We start from the raw sequence: 4438 nt of genomic DNA, 5'->3' as shown, positions 1-4438 counted from the left end.
GTCCAGCCCGGCCAGCAGACCCGCCACGCCCGCCATACCCGCCGCACCCGCCGCACCCGCCGCACCCGGCGCACCCGCCGCACCCGGCGCGCCTGTCACATCCGGCATACCCGCCGTGTCCGCCGTGGACGCCGCGGCCAGCACGGTCGGCATGCCCGCCGCGACCGACACGCCCGGCCCGCTGGAGCGGGCGGCGAGCCGGACTCCCCCGGTGGATCCGCCCGCGGTCATCCCCGTCCCACCGGCTCCGCCGGCCGCCGCTGTCCCGCCGGCCGTCCCCGCTCCGCCGGCCACCCCGGCTTCACCGATCAGACCGATCAGACCGGCCGTATCAGCCGGGTCGGCCGGGTCGGCCGCACCCGCCGGGCAGCGGCTCGCGCGGACGGCCGCGCTGGTCCGCCTCGACGGGGTGGGGCAGGTCTACTCGCCCCGGTCACCATGGGCCCGCCGGGCGCTGCGCGACGTCTCCTTCTGCCTGGACAGCGGTGAGGCGGTGCTGGTCCGCGGCCGCAACGGCTCGGGCAAGTCGACGCTGGCCGCCGTCCTCGCCGGTCTGCTGACTCCCTCGGAGGGTGCGGCCCACCTCGCCGGCCAGCCGCTGACCGCCTGCCCCGGCGAGATCGGGTTTGCCGTGCAGCACTCCCGGCTGCAGCTGCTGGCGCCCACCGTGGGCGCTGACGTGCGCGCGGCGGCCGGCGTGGGCGTGGCCGCCGCCGACGAGGCCCTGGCCGCGGTCGGGCTCGACCCGGAGCTCTTCCGGGACCGGCGGGTGGAGGATCTCTCCGGTGGGCAGATGCGCCGGGCCGCGCTCGCCGGGCTGATCGCCTGCCGGCCTCGGCTGATGATCCTCGACGAGCCGTTGGCGGGCCTGGACGCCCCGTCCAGGCGGATTCTGATCGATGTCCTGGTGAGCCTGCGCGCCCGGACCGGCCTGACGCTGGTGGTGATCTCCCACGACTTCGACGACATGGCCCGCCTGACCGAACGGATGCTCGTCCTGGAAGCCGGGCGACTGGTGCATGACGGACCGTTCACCGACGGCGCCACCGGAGACATACCGTGTCACCCATCCGCGCCGCTGCCCCATCCCCGGCCGGCCGGGGCCCGCACGGAGGCCGAACTCCTCGACGTCACTTCTAGTGATCGCGATAGTTTGAGTAATTGTGACGATACTTTCTGCATCCAGAACGGCACAGCCCAGGCCGGCGACGGCCACAGCGACGGCGATGCCGGCCGCAGCGACGGCAGTGCCGGCCACAGCAATGCCGATAGCGGCAGTAGCGGTGACAGCGATACCGACAGTGATGGTAGCGGCGACGGGCAGGTAGGCGATGCCGGACGCCCGGGCTGCGTGCCAGCGCAGGGACCGGCGACCGTGGCCTCACGACCGCCGTCGGGAAGATCGGGGAACAGGAGCATCCGCGGCCCGGCCGGCTCCCGCCGGGGCCGGTTCGGCCGGCGGCGGCCGGCCAGGCACGGGCACCGTACCGAGCCGAACCTGTTGCGCTACATCCCCGGTGGCACCCCGGTGCACCGCCTGTGGGCCGGCACAAAACTGATCATCATGGCGCTGCTCGGCGTGCTGATCGCCGTACGGCCGTCCTGGCCGGTGATCGGAATGGTCGCGGGGTTCGTCGGCGTCTCCATGGTCGTCGCCCGGATCCCGGTCGGTGCCGCCCCGCGCCTGCCCCGCTGGTTCTGGTACGGCCTGCTGATCGGGGTGCTGCTCACCGCCCAGTCGCACGCGGCACCGTTCGTCACCGTCGGTGGCGTACAGCTGTCCGTCGGTGGCATGCTGGACTGGCTGCGGCTGACGTCGGCGTCCATGACGATGTTCGCCGCGGCCGCGCTGCTGGGATGGACCACACCGCTGTCGGAGCTGGCGCCCGCCCTGGGCCGACTGCTGGCGCCACTGCGCAGGCTGCGGCTGCCGATCGACGAGTGGGTCGCGACGGTGGCGCTGTCCATCCGCTGCCTGCCGCTGCTCGTGGACGAGATCCGCATGCTGCTCGCGGTCCGCCGGCTGCGCGTCGGGCCGCGGCCGCCCCGCCGCCGGCTGCCGGGCCGGCTCGCGGCGCTGCCGCTGCACGCGCGATCGGTCACCGAGCTGCTGTGCACGGCGATCGTCACCTGCCTGCGCCGGGCCGCGGAGATGACCGATGCGATCGCCGCCCGTGGCGGGTTCGGCGCGGTCGCGTATCAGCCGGCGCGCCCGCGGCGGGTGGACGCCGCGGCGCTCGCGGCCCTGGCCGGGCTGACCGTGGCGACCTTCCTGGTATAGCCCTTCCCTGGTACAGCCCGTCAGCGGTACAGCCCGTCAGCCCTTCCTGGCTGTGGCCCGCGCCTGTCCTGGCCGGCGGGAGCCCTTTTGTTCTGGCCGGTAGGAGCCCTTCCTTACCGGCCAGGACAGGCCTGCGCCTGCCCCTGCCGGCAGGTCGGGCCGGGAAACGCCCCGCCGTCAGCCGAGAAAGCTGTTGAGGCCGGCCTCCTGGGCCTGCGGATCCGCCTCGGACGTACCGGGCAACAGCTCCGTCAACGGGCGGGGCGGCCCGAGGTGGAATCCCTGGGCGTAGTCCACCCCGAGGTCACGCAGGGCCGGTGCCAGCGACTCCCGGTCGATGCTCTCGGCGATGGTGTACATGCCCAGGCAGCGGGCGACGCGGACCACCGCGTCCACCAGCACCGCGTCGGCCGGGGAGGTGTCGACGTGCCGCAGGAAGTCGCCGTCTATCTTGACGTTGGTGAAGGGCAGGTTCCGCAGGTAGACGAACGAGCCCAGCCCGACCCCGAAGTCGTCCAGGGTGAACCGGCAGCCCGCGCCGGTGAGGGCCTCGGCGAGCTGGCGCACCGCGTCCGGGGCTGCGACCGCCACGCTCTCGGCGATCTCGATACCGAGCTGGGACGGGTCGACCCGGGCTGCGCGCAGCTCGGACAGGACGAAGTCGGCGAAGCCTGTGTCCTCGACCGACCGGCCGGAGATGTTCACGTGCAGGCGCAGCCGCTCCCCTCGGGCGGCGACGGAGGCGAGCGTGGCCACCGTCTGCTGCACCACCCAGCGGTCCAGGCTCAGGACCAGGTCGCTGTGCGCGAGCACGCTCATGAACTCGGCCGGGCCGATCTCGGGATGCTGGCCGTCGTGCAGCCGCAGCAGCACCTCGTATCCCTGCACCTCGTGCGAGGCCAGGTCCACGATGGGCTGCACCTGGAGGGTCAGCAGGCCGGCGTCGAGGGCGTCCCTCACCCGCTGCACCATCAGGGCACGGCGGGTGAGGTACTCGTGCCGCTCCGCAGTGAACAGCTTGGCGCAGTTGCGCCCGGCGTCCTTGGCCTCGGCCAGAGCGAGCCCGGCATGGGCGAGCGCGGTGTCGCAGTCACCCACGGCCGACAGCGGCACGACGCCGACGCTGACCGTCACCCGCACCGCGAAACCATCCACCATGATCGTGTGCCGGGCGGCCTGCTCGCGCAGGGTGTCCGCGACGGCCAGTGCCTCCGGCCCGTCACCGCTGTGCAGGACCACCGCGAACTCGTCGTCACCGAGCCTGCCGATGACGGCGGCCGGGAGCGTCTCCACCAGGCGCTGGGCGACCGAACGCATCACCGTGTCGCCGACCGAGTGGCCACGCAGGTCATTCACGATCTTGAAGTTGTCGACGTCGACCAGCAGCAGCGCGCCGGTGCGGTCAACCCCGGCGGCCAGCCGCTCGGTCAGCAGGGCTGTCACCGCCCGCCGGTTGAGCACCTCGGTGAGCGGCTCGTGCACGGACGCGTGGGCGAGCTCGTGGCGTGTCCGGACCAGCTCGGTGACGTCGTGGGCCGTACCCATGATCCGGATCGGCGTGCCGGAGTCGTCGGTGAGGATGTCCCCCCGCCATTCCAGCACACACTCGGTCACCCGGTCGGCCAGGTACATCCGAGGGGTGACCTCGACCGGGGTGACGGTGGTGATCGCCTGGTCGAACGCGCTCTCGACCGTCGCCCGGTCGTCGAGGTGCACCAACGAGCGGAAGACGTCGTAGTCGACCGGGGTGTCCGTCGGATAGCCGAGCATGGCCAGCAGCTCGTCGGACCACTCCATCTCGTTGGTGACGAGGTCCCACTCCCAGATGCCGGTACGGGCGATCGTCTCGACGTGGCGCAGCCACCGCTCGCGCAGCCGCAGCGTCTCCTCCTCGTGGCGCCGCCCGGTGACATCGGTGATCTCGTAGAGGACGAAACTGTCGGCGGGCGGCTGCCCGGAGCCGGCGGGACGGTCGGCGATCAGAGTCCGGGCCCGGACCTCCAGCCAGTGGGTGGTGCCGTCCGGCGCCTGCCACTGGGCCTGCCGCTGGCCGGTGTCGGGGACGACCCCGGCCAGCGGCAGGCCGGCCTCGGCAACCGCCACGCGGGCGGAGTACACCGGATCGGCGTCCGGCCCGCCCCACGGGTACCCGCCACC

2 protein-coding genes are annotated in these 4438 nt (G+C 73.2%); one reads left to right on the top strand and one right to left on the bottom strand.

What is annotated here, in order from left to right; translation table 11 throughout:
* A partial coding sequence (locus AC5LUJ_RS22140; protein WP_493465662.1) for an ATP-binding cassette domain-containing protein occupies window positions 1-2281 on the top strand: 2281 nt, incomplete at its 5' end.
* A gap of 177 nt (window positions 2282-2458) precedes the next feature.
* Here the strand turns inward: AC5LUJ_RS22140 and AC5LUJ_RS22135 are convergent.
* A partial coding sequence (locus AC5LUJ_RS22135) for a putative bifunctional diguanylate cyclase/phosphodiesterase (protein ID WP_493465661.1) occupies window positions 2459-4438 on the bottom strand: 1980 nt, incomplete at its 5' end.

It is taken from the genome of Protofrankia sp. CiP1_Cm_nod3, from assembly GCF_982290655.1.
This window is presented reverse-complemented; position numbering and strand designations above follow the sequence as displayed.